8 protein-coding genes are annotated in these 16,529 nt (G+C 72.8%); all 8 read right to left on the reverse strand.

Annotation, left to right across the window (positions count from 1 at the left end; genetic code table 11):
* Positions 1-187 precede the first annotated feature (187 nt).
* The 8 genes from QE392_RS00600 to QE392_RS00635 all read right to left on the reverse strand — a co-directional run bounded on the left by QE392_RS00600 (position 188) and on the right by QE392_RS00635 (position 16,524).
* On the reverse strand, positions 188-1,162 hold the full coding sequence (locus QE392_RS00600) for a hypothetical protein (RefSeq protein ID WP_307446376.1): 975 nt from the start codon (positions 1,160-1,162) through the stop codon (positions 188-190).
* Positions 1,159-3,210, reverse strand: a complete 2,052-nt coding sequence (locus QE392_RS00605; protein ID WP_307446382.1) for a DUF5684 domain-containing protein — start codon at positions 3,208-3,210, stop codon at positions 1,159-1,161. Before QE392_RS00605 ends, QE392_RS00600 begins: the two co-directional genes overlap by 4 nt.
* Positions 3,207-7,085, reverse strand: a complete 3,879-nt coding sequence (locus QE392_RS00610; protein WP_307446385.1) for a DUF58 domain-containing protein — start codon at positions 7,083-7,085, stop codon at positions 3,207-3,209. The genes QE392_RS00605 and QE392_RS00610 overlap by 4 nt, the downstream gene beginning before the upstream one ends.
* A gap of 46 nt (positions 7,086-7,131) precedes the next feature.
* Positions 7,132-8,097: an AAA family ATPase gene (locus QE392_RS00615; RefSeq protein WP_307446388.1), complete on the reverse strand. Its 966-nt coding sequence runs from the start codon at positions 8,095-8,097 to the stop codon at positions 7,132-7,134.
* 50 nt (positions 8,098-8,147) lie between these two features.
* Positions 8,148-14,087: an Ig-like domain-containing protein gene (locus QE392_RS00620; protein ID WP_307446391.1), complete on the reverse strand. Its 5,940-nt coding sequence runs from the start codon at positions 14,085-14,087 to the stop codon at positions 8,148-8,150.
* The gene (locus QE392_RS00625; RefSeq protein WP_307446394.1) at positions 14,084-15,220 is read right to left on the reverse strand and encodes a serine/threonine-protein kinase; all 1,137 of its coding nucleotides are present in this window, start codon (positions 15,218-15,220) and stop codon (positions 14,084-14,086) included. The genes QE392_RS00620 and QE392_RS00625 overlap by 4 nt, the downstream gene beginning before the upstream one ends.
* Before the next feature lie 100 nt (positions 15,221-15,320).
* Positions 15,321-15,983 (reverse strand): spermidine/putrescine ABC transporter substrate-binding protein, encoded by a 663-nt coding sequence (locus QE392_RS00630; RefSeq protein ID WP_307446397.1) that lies wholly within the window; start codon positions 15,981-15,983, stop codon positions 15,321-15,323.
* A gap of 46 nt (positions 15,984-16,029) precedes the next feature.
* Positions 16,030-16,524: a hypothetical protein gene (locus QE392_RS00635; protein WP_307446402.1), complete on the reverse strand. Its 495-nt coding sequence runs from the start codon at positions 16,522-16,524 to the stop codon at positions 16,030-16,032.
* Between the last annotated feature and the right edge of the window lie 5 nt (positions 16,525-16,529).

The raw sequence follows: 16,529 nt of genomic DNA on the forward strand, positions 1-16,529 counted from the left end.
ATATGCCGTGGGGGCGACCTGTTCGCAGATCGATCCCTGAGATGGTGCGAGCGTTGATCCGCATGACTCGCCCGAGGGCATGACGCACGGCGCGCGTGAACGCACACCCGCTCAATGATACGCGCTCCCCGGGGGTGGGGCAAACGTGTGCAGCTGCCCGTCGCGCCGCCTCCCGCATGCCGTGCGCTCAGCCGAGCAGGAGGACGACGCCGACGACCGCAAGCGCCACCACCGCCGCACTCACGACCGCGAGAACGAGAAGGCGTCCCCCTCCCCGAGCCCGGCGAGGGTGCACCGACGCGGCATCGCCCACCCGTGTCGTCGGGTCGGCGGGGGCCCGGGACACACGGACGGGCGCGTGGACGCGCGGCGCGTACGTCTCGCGCTGCAGTGCCGCGGGCACATGCGCCTCGCGCACCCCGTCGCGAACACCCTCGGCTTGCGCCCGGAATCCGTCGCGTCGGCGCAGACGGGCGCCGGCGGCGGTGTCGTCGGCGGCGATGTCGTCGGCCGCGGTGTGGGAGGCGACGGATGCGGCGGGAGGAGTGTCGGTGGCGTCGGTGTCGGAGGGAGGAGTGTCGGCGGCGGCGCGGTCCGCCTGGTCGTGGGCGTCGCCGGCGGCCGCGCCGGGATGGATCGCCCGAACGAAGGCGACGGCGTCGGTGGGGGCGCTCCCTGCGCGCGCCGCGTGAGGGTCGTCCGGCAACCCCGCCGTGTCGCGGCCGTGGTGGGGCGCCGACGCGGTCGCGGCATCCGCCGCGCGGCGGGAACGCACCGTGACGTCGGCATCGGCTTCGCCTGGGTGCTCTCGGGCACGCCGGTCGCCCGCACCCGAGGGCACGGTGTCGCCGTCGGGTGACGCCGACGCGTACTCCCCCGTCGCCCCGGTGGGGATCTCGGCGAGCGGCGCATCGGCCGTCGGATCGGCGGGCCGCGACGGCGTCGTCTTCCCCGGCCGCGTCTCGGCCCGACGCGACACACCCGCATCGTCGAGCTGCTCATCCTCCCGGATGACGTCATCGCGGCTGCGGGTCGCGCCGCGTCGCGACCGGATCGTCGCGTCGTCGTCGTCCGACGGCGGCAGCACCGGCCATGCCCGCAGGCGCCCCGCCCAGAGCGTCACATCGTCGGGGTCGTCCTCGCGTACTCCGTCATCGCTCACGCGTCGCTCCGCGCCAGCCGGACCTCCGCGTCCCCGAGGAAGAAGCGCGCACCGGCCTCGATCTCCTCCCCGCGCGGGGCCTCGACGTCCGTGCCCATGACAGTCGCGAACAGCACGCCGTTCGTGGAGTCCAGATCGGTCACGAACCAGGTGTCACCGCGCAGATTCAGGCGCGCATGCGTCTTGGACACCGTGCGCGTCTCGTCGGTGATCGCCACGAGCTGGGCATCGGGGTGGGCGGCATCCGGTGCGGGTCGGCGTCCGAGGATGACGACATCGGAGGTCAGCGCGATGGGCGTACCGCTCGGGGGGACGAGCATCCACGGGATGCGCTTGCGGCGCGTCACGACGGTGCGGTCGAGCGCATCGAGGTCGTCGTCGCCGGAGAGCGAGGGAACCTCCGACTGCGAGTAGAGCGACGACACGGAGGTGCGCGCCGACCGCGGAGTGCCCGCCTCGGGCACCTCGGAGACCGCGGAGACCGCCTCGGACAGCTCCGGGAACTCCTCCCCGGGCGCGAGTACCGATGCGCGTGCGATCGGCGTCGTCTCGGGCGAGGGACGGGTCAGGGGGACATCGGCGGCGGGCGCCTCCTCCACCACCGCGCGTTGCGTCCGCCGGGATGTCGGCGGGACCCACGGCGTGACGGGTCGTTCCGAAGGGACCTCGGGGTCGTCGTCGCGCGACCGTTCATCGAACGCCGGGGACGGCGCTGGGCCGCTCGCCTCCCCCGGTCCGTCCGCGGGTGCCCCCGGGTCAGGGAGGGCGGCGTCACCGCCCGCACGGGGTGTCTGCGGCTCCACCGACTCGTCGTGCGGGACGGACACCGCCCGCAACGCGTCGAGGGAGTGACCGCGGCGCGGGCCGGCGGCGCGGGGGCGGACGTCCTCGCGCAGGGCGTCGAGGACGTCCGACACCGCCCCTTCGGGCACGGAGTCGTTGCGACCGTCTCGAGGGTCGTCGTCGGAGCGGCGACGCGGAGGGAACGACACCGGCGCCGGATCGCCGGGCGGTGCCCAGTCGGCGGCGGCCGGAACGGCATCCGCCAACGATCCGGTGGGCGCAGCGAACGGCGTCAGCACCGGTGCCGACGGAGGGGTGGCCTCCGCCTCGCGGCGCTCGGGGTTCGAGCCGTCGATGCCTCCCACAGGATCGGGTGCCCAGCCGTCGCGGGCCGGGCTCGAAACCTCGGTCGTGCGCTGAGGATGCGGTGTCCAGGCTCTGAGCGCCGGGCCGGATGTGCCATCGGCACCCTGCGCGTGCGGAGTCACCCCGTCGCCGGCCGGGCTCGAGACCTCGGCCGGGCGCTGAGCCTGCGGTGTCCAGGCGCTGAGCGCCGGGCCCGATGCGCCGTCGGCACCCTGCGCGTGCGGAGTCACCCCGTCGCCGGCCGGGCTCGAAACCTCGGCCGGGCGCTGAGCCTGCGGCGTCCACGCGCTGAGCGCCGGGCCCGATGCGCCGTCGGCACCCTGCGCATGCGGCGTCCACCCGCTGAGCGCCGGGCCGGACGCACCTTCCGCGCCCTGCGCATGCGGCGTCCACCCGCTGAGCGCCGGGCGCGACGCGTCGCCCGCGGTCGCGGCATCCGGTGTCCATCCGCCCACGAGCGGCACCGAGGCGGGGGCGTGGTCGTTCCCGCGGCGGAACGGCCCGACGCGCTCCTCCGAGCGCTCGTCCGCCTGGTCACCGGACCAGTGCGCCGATCCCCATCCGAGGATGCTGGCCCACACGACGGGAACGAGGGCGCCGACGACGGTCAGCCCGGCACCGCCGCCGAAAGCCCTGGTGATGCGGTGGACGGCGACGATGAAGACCACCGCGAAGGCGATCGCGCCGAACAGGGGCACCACGTTGAGCAGCACGAGCCACGGCGAGAACTCGCCGCGCTGGAGGATCGTCGCGACGTTGACCACGGGAATCCAGGCCTTCCAGGCGGGCTCCCCCATCTTGTGGAACATCGCGACCAGGGCGAGCGCGAACCAGACGTACAGGACGACGATCAGCGCGAGCGACGCCATCCCGAGAAGAACCAGTGTCGAGTCGGTCATGTCGTGTCGCGTCCCGCCGGGGCGGCGGAATGCTTTCCCCTCTCGTCGCGATGCGGCGGCTTCCGGCGCGGGCGGCGCGGGGCGACGAACCGCAGGAATGATCTCAACGATACGGCCGCGCGCAGACGCTGCCACAGACGCGGGCTGCGCAGCGCGCGTCGCTCCTCGTCGACGATGCACCAGAACGCGGCCGCGTCGTCGGCGCTGACCGTGCCGGCTGAGAACACCGCCCGGTCGGCGTCGTCGGCCAGGCGGATGCCGGCGGGGGTCGCGAACGCCACGGCGACTTCGCGGCGCGTCGGCGCACGCGGCACCGAGCGTCGAGCGTCGACCCCGGCATCGACGTACTCCTCCCAGCCGCCCGCGATGGCCGCACGCGGGTCGGGATCGCCGCGGCGACCACGGCGGCGCAGCAGCTTCACCAGGACGATCGCCAGGAAGGGCCCGAGCACGACCAGAAGGGAGAGCACCAGGATGCCCCCGACGCGGAGGACGGTCCACAGCCGGGTCAGGTCGAGTCCGGTGTCCGTCCGCTGGTCGTCGTCGCGGGTGTCATCCTCCTGCACCGGCTCGGGCGGAACGACCTCCTCGACGGTGTCGGGCCTGACCTCGGTGACGTTCTCGGGATCCTGCTGCTGCGTGAGGTCGAGGCTGGGCGACTTCTCCCACTGCGGCGTGGCGTCGATGGGCGCCCAGCGTCCGTCCGTGCCCTGCACCTCGGTCCACGCACCGACGTCGCGCGCGCGGCACACCCCCGCGGCGCACGTGGGCAGGGTCGGATCGACCGAGCTCAGCCGGGTGCCGACCACGACGCGGGCGGGGAAGCCCAGCTCGTGGGCGATGAGAGCCACGGCCACCGCGAACTGCTCGTCGTCGCCCACGGCCGCGACGAAGTTGTCGGATGCAGCGGCTCTCGGATCGTCCTCCCGTTGCAGCAGCCTCTCGAACATGCGGTCGACGCGCGCGACCGAGTGCCCCGACGCGCTCGGCTGCAGCTGATACCCCGGCAGATCGGCCGTCCAGGTCGGGGGCGCCGCCCCCTCGAGGGCGAGGCTGTGGCTGAGGTACCCGCGGTCGCGCAGGAGTCGCACCAGCGCCTGCAGCGCGGCGCCGTCCGACCCTGTCGCATGCTCCTGCACCCAGCGCCGGAGGTTGTCGCCGCCCGCGACGCCCGTGCTGTCGGCCGGGGAGGTCAGCGTCGCGAGCTCGACGGCATCGGGCTCGACCGCTCGAAGGAGATAGCGGTCTCCCGGTCGCAGCCCGCCCTCCGCGATCTGCACCCCGGCCTGCGCCTGGGCGCTGTAGTAGAACCGGTCGGCCAGGACCGTCCGCCGGTCGCCCTCGAACGTCGCCTGCGACAGGCGACCGGCGGTCGGCATCCACAGCCCGGCGAGATCGACGATCTCGACCTCGGCCTCGACGGCACGCCCCTCGCCGGCGTCACGGGAGGACGGCAATCTGACGAACCCTCCGCCCTCGCCGGAGGCTCGGAAGGTCTCGCCGTCGTACTCGTCGAGTGTCGCGATGCGGATGCGCTCGGGAAGCTCGCCGCCGCCGACACGGAACAGAACGTCATCGGAGCGGGTATCGGAGAACAGCGCACGGTACTCGGCCAGGGGACTCGCCGCCTCGGCGATCTGCCGCTCGGGCCCCGCAGCCGACCGGAGCACACGGCGATCGGCATCCCGAGCCGCCGACGGGACGACCGCCACCGTCGCCACGACCGCGACGACGACCATGGCGGCCCCCAGCGCCGCACGACGGCTTCCGGCGCGAGAACCCGCTCGACCGGCGTTCGCACCCGCGACGCCACCGGTGCGGGACAGGGCGCGCGCACGGTCGTCGCGGGCGCGCCAGGCCAGCCAGAGCACCGCGGCCAGCAGTGCTCCCAGACCGACGGCCGTCTCGACGGGCGCGGGGACCTCGAGGGGTCCGATCGACGAGACGGCGCTCGTGACACCCCGGCCGAAGAACAGCCCGAATCCCGTCATCCCCATTCCCGCGACCACGGCGAAAGAGGCGCTCCTGCCGGAGCGGACCGAGAACGCCAGCGTCATGGCCGTTCCCACGAGGAAGACCACGAGGGCCGGGACCAGGAGGTTGCGGTAGGTGCCGACGGGCAGATCGACCGTCACCAGGTCCTTCCAGGCGACCACCACGCCGGCGAATGCCTCTCCGAGTCCGCTCATCGCATCGACGAACGACGTCATCCGCGACGGCACCGCCACGGGGACGGCCAGCGCGGCGAACGCGACGATCAACGCCGCCGCGAGCGCCCATCCGCCCCACCGGCGCCACGACACCAGCGCGACGACCGCCGCGCCGACGACCGCGGCGACCACCACCAGCAGCAGAAACGCTCCGGTCGCGTACACGGGCCACGCGGCGACGGCGGCCAGGACGACGCTCACCGCGGTGTAGACGCCTCCGGCCACCCACCGGGGAGCCGACGACGGTTCGATCACGCGGGCAGGCGAGGCCGCGTCACGGCGCGCACTCACGAGGCCGCCCCCCGCACCAGCAGCCCGGAGAGATCGTCGAGGGGTGCCGATGGTGAGCACCGTGAGTCCGGCCACGCTCTGCATCCTCGGGTGCGCGCGTTCGTCGCAGATCACGGCTGCCACCGCGGTGTCGGCGGGGAACGCCAAGGCGGCGAGCCGCAGACGCGAGACCGGGACCGCCGACCCGACGACGACGAACGCGATCGACAGGCGTTCGTTCGCTTCGGATGCCAGGCGGCACACGTCCTCCACCGGCATCGTGTCGTCGTGCCGCTCGAGGCCGCTGAACCCGTCGAGCATCGCTCGCGGCGACGCCACCGGGAGATGGCGGATCGCGCGCAGCCGCCCCTTCACCACGCGCGGGATCTCGGACCCGGTGACGACGTCGATGTCGCGGGCGTCGCGGACGGCGCGCAGACCCAACGACGCCGCGGCCGAGACCGCGAGCTCGTACTCGTCGGCATCCGTGTACTCCGTCGTCGCCGCGGCGAGCACGACGGCCATGCGCGAGCGCCGGGACTCTTCGTACTGGCGGACCATGAGCCGTCCGGTCTTGGCGGTGGACTTCCAGTGCACCTGGCGCCGCGCGTCGCCGGGCACGTACTCGCGGATGGCGTGGAACGACATGTCGGCGTCCACGAGGCGGCGCGTCGCAGCCCCCTCGAGGTCGCGGATCAGACCGGCGCTGGTCGAGGGCAGTCCCACCGTGCGCGGATGCACGAACAGGTCGTGGACGTCGTCGAACGTATGCGCGCGCCGCAGCAGACCGACCGGGTCGCTGCGGACTGTCGTCACCGGCCCGATCCGCACGACGCCGCGAGGAAGCGGGGGGACCTCGAAGGGCTCGGCGCTCGTGTGCCCCGGACGGAGGAACGGCACCGCGAACTCGACGAGCCCACGGCCGACCGGGATGTCCAGCCGACCGGGCAGTGCGGGCCGCGCGCTGTCGTTGCGCACGACGATCCGCCCGGTCACGCCGTTCCCGGCGACGACGCGCTCGTGCTGCAGCGCGAGGTCGACGTCGTAGGCGCGGGCGCTGAAGAGGAACGGAATGCTCATGGCGAGCAACAGCAGCGCCGCCGAGCCCGCGACCATCCACTCGACCCACCCGAACAGGATGCCGAGCAGCAGCCCGACCGTCGCGGCGGCGGCCACGACGGTTCCCGCCGGCCGCACCGTGCGTCCGGCCCAGCGCCCGGCGGCCACGACCGCATCGGCGAGAAGGCGCCACAGCTCGGTCGCGCGCACGATGGCACGGACGACCCGACGCCGGCGGCGCACCGCGGTCGAGGTGATCGACGTGCGCGAGGCGGTGCGCATCGTGCCGGCCGACGTGCGGGTCACGCGCGACGCGGTCAGATCGGTCTCGGGCACGGCTCACCACCCGTCGACGGCGGCGCCGGCTGCGCTCGGGGCATCGTCACGCGCTCTCGCGCTGCGTGGGCGGGAGCGTGTCGAGCAGCACCTGGCCGATCACGGCCTCCGGGGTGACGCCGTCGAACTCCGCCTCCGGGTGCAGGATCAACCGGTGCGAGAGCACGGCCACGGCGAGAGCTTTCACGTCGTCCGGTGTGGCGTACGTGCGGCCCTGAGAGGCCGCACGGGCCTTCGTCGCCCGCGTCAGGGCGAGCGCGCCGCGGATGCTCACGCCCAGGCGCACTTCGTCGGCCGTGCGGGTGGCATCCACGAGCCGGGCGATGTAGTCGAGGACGAGCGCATCGACGTACACGGATGCCGCGAGATCGGCCATGCCGACCAGGACCTGCGGGGTGACGATCGGGCGCAGGTCCGCCGTGGCGACCGGGGCGCCGTCGAGGATGCGGACGGTCGCGGCGTGGTCGGGGTACCCGAGCGAGGTGCGCAGCAGGAAGCGGTCCAGCTGCGCCTCGGGGAGGCGATAGGTGCCGGCCTGCTCGACGGGATTCTGCGTCGCCAGGACGAGGAAGGGCACGCCCACCTGACGCGAGACGCCGTCGATGGTGACCTTCCCCTCCTCCATGACCTCCAGCAGCGCGGACTGCGTCTTGGGGCTCGCGCGATTGATCTCGTCGGCCAGCACGATGTTGGCGAAGATCGGGCCGGTGTGGAACTCGAATGACCCGGTCTTCTGGTCGTAGACGGTGATGCCGGTGATGTCGCCGGGCAGCAGGTCGGGCGTGAACTGGATGCGGGTGTTCGTGCCCTGCACCGACTGCGCGACGGCCCGGGCGAGCGATGTCTTGCCCGTGCCGGGGACGTCTTCGAGCAGGACGTGACCGTCGCTCACCATGGCCGTCAGCACGAGCTCGACGACGTGGCGCTTGCCGAGGACGGCGCGCTCGACGTTGTCGGCGATCTGCGAGAAGGTCTGGGCGAACCAGGTGGCCTGCTCCTGGGTCATCGTCATGAGCGTGTTCCTTCGGACTGTCGGGGGAATGGATGCCGGGCCGGCGGGGATCAGGGAGCGGCGGTGCCGGGTGTGCAGGGGCCGTCGAGCTTCGCGGTGGCCGGGTCGAGGTTCCAGCCGGGCTTCGACCAGTCCACGGCGACGGTGATGTTCTCGACCCGGGTGGCGCCGACCGGGACGAGGGTCGGATCGCCGTCGACCGTGGGGAGCACCCCGCCGTTCTCGTCGCGATAGACGACGGAGTCGTAGGTGGGGACGATGTTCGCCCGATCGCCCGCCGACGTGCCCTCGGCGCGGAGCCTGCCGCCGCCCTCGCAGCTGGCGATCTTCCACGACGCCTGCACCTGGTACGGCGCGCTGCCCTCGGCCGGCTTGACCACGCCGCGTTGCGACTGCGTGCCCCAGACGTCGTGTTCGAAGTACACGAGGATGTTCGGGTCGCGGTCGAAGACGGTCGATCCCGGACCCCAGTTCTCGTACTTCACCTTGTTGCGGCGCGGCGGGGGGCTGCCCGCCTCGATCTTCGGGACGAGGTACCACCGGGCGCTGTTGCCCTGGACCTCGGCTCGGGGATCGACGCGGAAGGTGTAGCCGCTCGGAGCCGCGCTGTCCTGTGCCACGTCGATGCTCTTCTTGATGCCGACGGCGCCGTACGACTCCCCGCGGAAGAACGTCTCGACGCACAGGGTGTAGTCGTAGGTCTCGCCGTTGTCGCGGCCCGGGAACTCCTCGCGCGCCGACCCCGCCCCCGGCTGGCAGCGCGACCGGCCCTCGGAGATGTCGTACTTCAGCTCGACACCGGTGCCGTTGGGCTGAGCGGAGCCGTCGGCCACGACGGTGGACTTCTCGTTGCCCGTCGAGCGCGAGGTGAGGTTGAGGACGAGGTTCTGCGCCGCCCCGACCCCGTGCGCGACGCCGATCAGTTCGCTGCCGTTCGCGGAACCTCCGAGACCCGGTGGCACCGTGAAGCGCGAGATCGGGCGGACGGTGATGCTGGTGGCGTCGTTGGAGCCCACGACGAACCCGCGCACGGGAACGACGTCCTGGTTGCGCCCGACGTCGACGCGGACGGTCTCGCCGACGGGGCTGGAGATCTCGAGCGTGCCCGTCTCGGCCCCGTCCACGCCGCTGACGACGAGATCCGCAATGCCTCCCTCGCCGTCCGTCTTCACTGGCGTGAAGGCCAGCTCACGCGGCTTGTTCGGGGCGCGGTACGCCCACCCACTCGTGCGCACCGCGCCGCGCGACTCGCCGACGGCATTGACCGCGGTGACGACGTACTCCCGTTGCTCGCCGTTCGGCGCGGAGATCGGCGGGCACGACCCGTCGGATGCGCACCGACCGACGACCTGCCCTCCGGTGCGCACGGTGAAGCCGGACACAGCGGGGTATGCGCGCCCGGACTCCCCCGTGTCCACGCGCAGGGTCAGGGAGCCGTCGGCGTAGGCCGTCTGCCGCACGCTCGCGGGGGCGCGGGGGTAGCCCAGCAGGTCGAGGACGACGCGGGCGTCGCGGGTGGACGCCGTCGTGCGCCCCTGGGCGTCACGGAGCGTGACGCTCGCGCTGCAGGTCGACCCGGGGGCGTCCTCGCTCCAGGACGCCGCGATGCTCGTGGGGGAGGCGACGGAGAAGCTGATGCCCGCGCACGCGGCCGTCGGGCTCACCGCGACGACCTCGAGCGGGGTCCGCGGGAGCGGATTGACCTCGCCCGGGATGCCGATGACGCCGATCGTGCAGGCGCTCCCCGACGCTTGCGAGCACTGCGACGACGTCGTCCCTCCCTGCGGGAGCGTCGACGGCGCCGCGCCCACACGCAGCGTCAGACGAGCCGGACTCACGGCGGCGTGACTCGTGATGGAGATCACGGCGGCGTTCTCGGCGCCGGGCACGGCGCGGTCACTGCCCGTCACGGTGACGATCGATCCGTCGAGGGAGACCGTGAAAGCAGACCCGGAGTACTCGAAGGCGTAGCGCACGCCGGCCTCGTCCTCCCGACCGAGCTGCCACGTGGTCATGTTGCGCAGATCGAAGGTCTCGGTCTCGCCGGGTCCGACGGTGAGGGCCCCGGGTCGCAGCTCGGGCTGCGGGTCGCGCGCCACGACGCCGATCGGGACCGTGAGCACCGTCCATTCGTCGCTCCCGGCTGCCCGGACCGGTACGCGGCAGGCGTCCGTCCACGGGGAGCCGCTTCCGGCGTCGTAGGTCACGACGGAACCGGCGACGGTGCAACGCCCTTCGGCGCGGACGCCGGTGGGGGTGACCTCGGTGCCGACCTCGAGCGTGGCGCGACGGGGAAGGGCCACGAGGGATGCCATGTCGAACGAGATGGACGCGAGCTCGTCGACCCGCTGCGCGGCGTTGGGACGCAGGGACAGGTTCAGATCGTCGTCGCCGGGGATGCGCAGGAACGCGTAGGTGGTGACGTCGGCGTCATCGACACGGCCGGTCACCGCGAAGGGGATCACCCGCCTCGTCGCCGGCAGCTCGCCGGAGAGTCGTCGGCCGTCCAGACGCACGTCAGCCGGGTCGCCCCACAGGCCCACGTCGAGATCGGCGACGTCGCCGCCCGACCAGGTGGCCTTGCCGGCGAGCACATCGACCCCCGTGACGAAGTCGTCGCGGTTCTCGACGGTCAGCACGGTGTCGGCGACGACCGGGTAATCGGGCACGCTCTCGCGCACCACCTTCACCACGATCAAACCACGCCCGGTGTTGCCGGAGTCCGAGGCGACGTCGTAGAGGAACGACAGGGTTCCCGGCTGCTCGCCGGCGCGGATCACGACGGCGGTGTCCGTCACGGTGTCGATGAAGGCGTCCAGACGCGCGAACTCCGGATTGGCGCTGCCGTCGACGAGTTGCTCGGGCAGATCGGGGCGCACTCCCGTGAGGGCGAGTCGCCCCTGCGTGGGGTCGATGTCGTTGGCGAGCGGGCTGACCCGAATGGTGCGATCGGGCCCCGCCTGCACCTGCACGTAGTCGGTGAAGGTGATCGGGCTCGGGTTCGCCTCGGCTTCCAGGACTCCGATCCGTACCGTCCCCTCCCCCGTGAGCCCGGCGGAGTCGGACACCCGATAGCGGAAGGACACCTGCCCGCGGTCACCCGGGATCGAGGAGTACACGATCGCCGACCCGTCCGGGGAGACGGATGCCGTGCCGCGATCAGGCTGCACGACGATGCGATCCAGGGTCACCGCGTCGCCGTCGGGGTCGATGCCGAAGGCGGGGAAGTCGATCGAGGTCGTGCCCCCGCTCAGCACCCGGCCTTCGAGGTCGTCGGGCAGCGGCGCCCGGTTCTCGTCCGGACTCAGGACCGTGATGCGCACCGTCGCCTCGTCCCACAGGGACGGGGTGCCGGTGCTCGACACACGGTAGGTGACCTCGTAGGCGCCGGGCGTCGTGGGGGCGAGGTAGCGCAGCAGTCCACCCGAGGCGAAGGCGAGGCCGTCCGCGGCAGGAGCGGCCTGGATGCTCGAGGGGTCGAGCGTCGGTCGCCCGCCCGCGGGAGAGATGTCGTTGTCCAGCACGGGGATGTCCACCTGCGCGCCCACGCGGACGGTCACGGTGTCGTCGACGGCGATCGGCGCGATCTCCGGTGCCGGTGGCAGCAGGTAGACCGTCGCCTCGCCCTCCACGCGAGATCCGTCGTCGTCGGTGCCGTCGCTCACCGCGTATGTCACCGTCCCGAGCAGCCCCGCCGACCCATCGGAGGTGCTGCCGGAGATGCGCAGATCGTTCTGGCCGACCGTGTCCACCGTGAGCGAAGCGCCATCCTCGGCTTCGGCGACGACGTCGCTGAGGAGCAGCACGCGACCCGTCGGATTGGAGACGGCACGGAAGACGTCGAGGGTGGCGTCCTCTTGCGGGCGGACGAAGGCGACCACGGGCGACGTCGACAGCTGGGCCGGGGCGTCGGCCGGCAGCAGGGTGATGCGCGCGGTCCCGTTCGCATTGCGGCCGCCGCCGTCGACGGTGAAGTCGACGCGGTAGACACCCGGCTCCGCGGCGGTGAGTTCGAACGCCGTGCTGCCTCCGACGACCGTCGCGGTCGCGGCCGCGCCGTCGAGGACGCGGACGGAGGAGAGGGTGACGTCGCCGGCGGTGCCCGTGACGTGCGGTCCGACGTCGACGGGCACGGACGAGCCGACGGTGTCGACGACGGCGAACGACTGCACCGAGAGGCCGGGATCGGGAGCGACGCGGACCACGAGGGCCTTGGTGGTGGTCGCACCTGCCGTATCGGCGACGGTGACGTCGAGCTCGATGTTCTGCTCGCCACCGGACCCGTCGTCGGCATGCTGGTAGACGACGTCCCCGCCGGGGGTGGCGGCCACCGAACCGACACCGCCGGGGTTCGTGACCGAGAGAAGGAGGAGCGGGTCACCCTCGGGGTCGACCCATCCGGGCAGCACCGGCACCGTGATGGTGCCGCCTCGCGCGACCTCGGGCGTGGGCCACGGCTGCAGGCACGTCGGGACCCCGCACCACACGGGTGCGGTGTTCGCAGCGGGTGGCGACACCGTGAGCGTCACGGTGGTGGCGGCGGAGGTCAGACCGTCAGCGGTGGTGCCGTCGGTCACCGCGTACGAGAAGGTCGCGGTGCCCGCGGCGTCCGGAGCCACTCGCACCGCGAGCCGCTGGCCGGAGTCGGTGAGGGTGAGCGCGCCGAAGCCGGGGTCGAGACCCGTCACGCTCTCACCGACCACGCTCAACACGTCTTCGTTGGGATCGTGGTCGTTGAGCAGCACGGGCAGGGTGACCAGGCGGCCGGAGCGTACGCCGAACGCATCGGGCTCGGCGATCGGGGGCTTCGGATCGAGCACGACGCTGAGCTGCTCCTCGCTCTGCACCGCCGTCTGCTCGGTCCGATCGTCGAGCGACCAGTTCTGGCTCGACGCGACGAGCGCGCCGTCGGGCACCGTCCACACCCACCCGGTGCGCGTCTCGTTCAGGATGATGGCGTGGTCGGTCGCGACGAAGACGGGGCGGCGCTGGTCGGGCATTGTCGCGCCGGCGTAGTCGAGCCCGGTCTCGCCCCGGTCGGACCGCCAGAGCGTCCCGCGGGAATCGCCGGGGAGCAGCCACGCGGCGTACGCGACACCCAGATGCCACACGGGCCGGGCCGGCTGCCCCAGGACGTTGCCGCCGCCGCCCACCTCGCGGCGCGGCGCGGAGCCATCGGTGGGGATCGTCCACAGCGACTGATCGTCGGCGAGGAAGACGGCGCGGGCATCGGGATCGGCATCTCCCACCACGACCTGGTCGCCGGTCTCGATGTCGACGGGGTCCTCTCCTCGCACCCACACGCGCCCGACCTCGGAATCGATGAGCACCCAGGTGTCGCCCGCGGCCGAGAGCACCGGCGCCGCCGTGTCGGCGTCCAGGGCGTCGCGGCCGCGGAGTTCATCGGAGTCGATGTCGTAGCGGATCACGGACGCATCCGCGGAGGAGTAGGCGAACAGCATCCCCCGGTCATCGAGCGCGAGTGCATCGGCGGTGTAGGCGGCGGCATCGTCGTCGCCGGCGACGCCGAAGGGATCCAGCTCGGCGGCGACCTGCCCGGCGCGGCTCAGACGGCCGGCGAAGAGGGTTCCGGCATCCGTCCGGTACACGACGAAGTCCCCGGCCGTCACGACCGACGTGGTCCCGGGGGGCGTGTCGGGGGCCGCCTGCAGCTGCTCCTCCTGCAGGTCGATGGGCTGCGCCTCGTCGATGCGCGTGAGCTTGCTGAAACTGTCGGTGAAGAGATACGCCCCGTCGCCGGCCTGCGCGACCTGGCTGGGGTTGCCGGCCGCGCGCACCGTGTCGAGTTCGCCGACCGCGGTGTTCACCCGGGCGTAGCGCTGCCCCTCGCCCGTCTGCAACGCCCACACCGACGTGTCGACCTCGGGCGTCTGCTGGGCGTCGAGGCCCGGCCAGACGATGCTGGCCGTCACGATCAGCGCGGCCGAGACCACCGCCGCGGTGACTCCGGCGAGCGTGGTGCGCCTCATCGGAGCACGCCCGTCGCGACGAGGGCGGCCGCCAGCACGCCGCCGGCGGTGACGACCGTGGCCGCGGCGAGCACCCACGGCAGCGGGTGGAACCGGCGCGCCGCAGGGGCCGCGATGTCGGTGTCCTCATCACGGGCGTACCCCGCGACTCCGGCCGACGCGCGGTGTTTGCGCGAGACCTCGCGCTCGACACGGGTTCGCACGGGCCCGCGCAGCGTCCCGTCGGCGAAATCGACGGAGCGTGCCGCGGGTGCCCACTCGGCGGCGGGCACCTCGAGCGGAGTCGCTGCGAGGCCCTCCTCGGTCTGCACAGCCTGGAGCGCCTCTCCGAATTCGCGGGCCGTGGGGTAGCGATCGGCGGGATTGCGCGACATCGACCGAGCGAGCACCCGTTGCAGCGCCGCCGGGACGTCGGCGCGCGAGATGTCGGTGTACGAGGCGCGGGCAATGCGCCGACGCAGCTGCTCCCGGGAGTTCTGCCCCTTCTCCCGACGCTCGAAGGGGCTGTGACCGGCGAGTAACGAGTACACGGTGGCGCCCAGGCTCCACACCTCGCTGGTGACGGTGCCGGCGTTCTGCTCGGACACGACCTCGGGGGCGCTCCACGGCACCGACATGGCCATCATCTCGTCGGCGCCCTGTCGGGCGAGCGACGACGAGATGCCGAAGTCGGCGAGCACGGGGGCGCCGAAGGTGGTGACGAGGATGTTGCTGGGCTTGACGTCGCGGTGGATGAGCCCGGCGTGGTGGGCCGACTCGAGAGCGCCCGCCATGCGCACGCCGATGGACAGCACCTCCGCCACCGGCATCCGCTCGACGCGGAAGCGCTGCGCGAGCGAACCGGGGCAGTACTCCATGACGATGTAGGGCCGGCCGTCGGCCGAGATCCCCGCCTGGTAGACGGTGACGATCGATGGGTGCGCCGACAGATGGGCCAGCACGTCGGCCTCGGCGTTGAACATGCGCAGGAGATCGGGATCGCGGACGTCGCTCGGCAGGACCTTCACCGCCACGTCGCGGCGCGGCATGTCTTGGCCGTAGAGGAAGACGTCGGCGAAACCACCCGAACCGAGCGGACGGATGTACGCGAGCCCGGGCAGGATGGGCGGCGACGAGGGAAGTCGCTGCGGCATCGAGCTCCCTCCGGACGATGCGTCCGCGACACCACCGGCGAACGACCCGACGATGCTAACAAAGTCGCATGGTCGCCCCCGCCGCGCATCCACAGGCGGTTCAGGATGCCGGGGGCTCGGACTCCCGCGGATCGAAGGGGGCGTCGAGGGAACGGGTCAAGTCGTCCAGCAGGGCCGCGATCTGGGGCTCGACGTACTCCGCGACCGCCGCCTGGATGCGCAGGCGATGGTGCAGGAGGATCGAGCACACCTCCCGGCCGATCATGTTCGCGTAGTCGTCGGCGAGCCCGACCTCCTGGCGCAGCGCCGCCTTCGCGGCATCCGACAGCGGCGGAAGGGCCGGAATCGCGGCGTCCTCCTCGGCGGCCAAGCCCGACAGCGTGAAGAGGAACGGCGACCCGGGCTCGGGGTCGGGGTCGAGCGGCATCCCCTCGAACTCCGGTTCGAGGCCCTCCGACGGGCGGTAGGAACGGCGCCGGTTGCGCTCGGCCTGCTGGTCGAGCTCGGCCTGGAGCATCGGGAGGTTGCGGGAGGTGTACTCGGCGACGGCATGGTCGACGATCCCCTTCACCCGGGTGGACAGCCCGTGCTGCACACCATGCGGCACGTCGGCGCCGAGGCCCGCGGCGGAGAGCACCGGCGACCCGAAGCATCGCCGGCAGGGCGCGACGCGTCCACGATGGTTCGCCGGCTCCCACCGGGGCAGCCAACGCAGCCAGGCGTCCACCGCCTGACCGACCTGGCTCTCGAGCGACCGCTCCACGTCTCTACGCTAGTCCGACACGCCCGGGAACAGCCGGATGCCACGATCACCGCGCGTCTGGAGGCCCGTGCTCGTCGTCCTCCCAGCTCCACCGCGGGCCGGTGGTGCGTGCACGGACCAGGAAGACGCCGAACAGCGCCGCCGCGAATCCCGCACCCGCGACCACGGGTCCGGCGAAGCCGACCGCGACGCTCCCGGCGGCGGCGACGCCGCGGGCGAAGTCCGCTCCGCTGACGAGGGCACCGACCACGACCCCGGCGACCTCCCCCACGTAGGCGGCGATTCCGCACGGCACCGCGGTGAGATAGCTCGGCGGCGCCGCCCGCAGGCCCCAGAGCAGAACGCCGGCGAAGGACGCCAGCGCCGCCAGTTGACCGATCACGCCGGGGACCGCACCGAGACCCCGCACCGGGATGACGTCGGCGTCGAGCACGAGGCTCACCACCCCGAGGGCCGCGATGGAGAGGGCGATGAAGACGACGGAGGCGAAGACCACCGCGACCGGCGGGGTGACCCCCGCCGGTCGCGGCTCGTTCGTCATGGCAT

Source organism: Microbacterium proteolyticum (assembly GCF_030818075.1).
GTDB lineage: Bacteria > Actinomycetota > Actinomycetes > Actinomycetales > Microbacteriaceae > Microbacterium > Microbacterium proteolyticum_A.